This window comes from Corynebacterium sp. c25Ua_47, from assembly GCF_039907205.1.
Taxonomy (GTDB): domain Bacteria; phylum Actinomycetota; class Actinomycetes; order Mycobacteriales; family Mycobacteriaceae; genus Corynebacterium; species Corynebacterium hiratae.
Window position 1 is genome coordinate 1 of sequence record NZ_JASBOH010000034.1, and the last position, 873, is coordinate 873.

Here is an 873-nt window from a genome sequence, read left to right on the forward strand (position 1 = left end):
TTCCTTCTTCGTCGTTTTGGACGACGGGGTTTAGAAGGGGATGTCGTCGGTGCCGGCATCAGTCTCGGTCTTGTCCGCGTCCTTGTCCTCGGCTTCGGCTTTGGCTTGGGCTTGTTGTTGTGCGTAGTCGTCGAGTTCTTGTTTTAAGTGTTGGGCTTCCTCACGCACACGTTTCCTGGTGGCGGTGATGTGTTGGGCTACTGTTTGTGCCCATCGTTTCTGTTTTGGTGCTAGCGGCCCGTCGGCTTCGGTGATAGTCCAGGTGCCGTCTTCATATAGCCAGATGACATCCCCGCTATAGGGGTCCAGCAGGTATTTGAGGCTGCCATCGGTTTTCATGTTGTGATGACCCTGGCATAAACACGCCAGGTTCTTCGGATGGGTGGGCCCGCCTTCAGCCCAGTTATGCCGATGATCCAACTGGCTAAGGAAAGCTGGTTTGCCACAGCCGCCAACCCGGCAGGTACCGTCGCGTCCTTCGACATGTTTGCGCATGATGATTCCTGGTTGGTAGCCATCTGCTTCGGCGACGTCACCGGTTAAGTCCCGGGTCTTATCATGCGGCATCGGCTTAGCCCGCCAGCCGAAGCCTTCAATAAAGGTTGGTGCATCCTCAATGTCGCAGGCCTGGTAGGTGTGTAACACCACGGTAGCTGGAGGCTTAATCTCACCGGAGAGCAGTTTTATGACTGCCTCCGGGACAGTGATGTCTTCCTTAGCGGCGGTGTGGTGGATGAAGGCGTCGAGTTTAATGCCGGTGTCTTCATCACAGTGCAGTTCCAGCCAGGCTGAGGTGCCGTTAGAAGAAAACCGGTACGTATTTTTAGGGCGGGTGTCCTGGTAGGCGATGGAGTTATCGAGGGTTTTGCAGAT

1 protein-coding gene is annotated in these 873 nt (G+C 55.3%); it reads right to left on the minus strand.

The annotated features are described in order from the left end of the window. Positions 1–30 precede the first annotated feature (30 nt). A partial coding sequence (locus tag QKE52_RS13300; protein ID WP_347949001.1) for an HNH endonuclease signature motif containing protein occupies positions 31–873 on the minus strand: 843 nt, incomplete at its 5' end.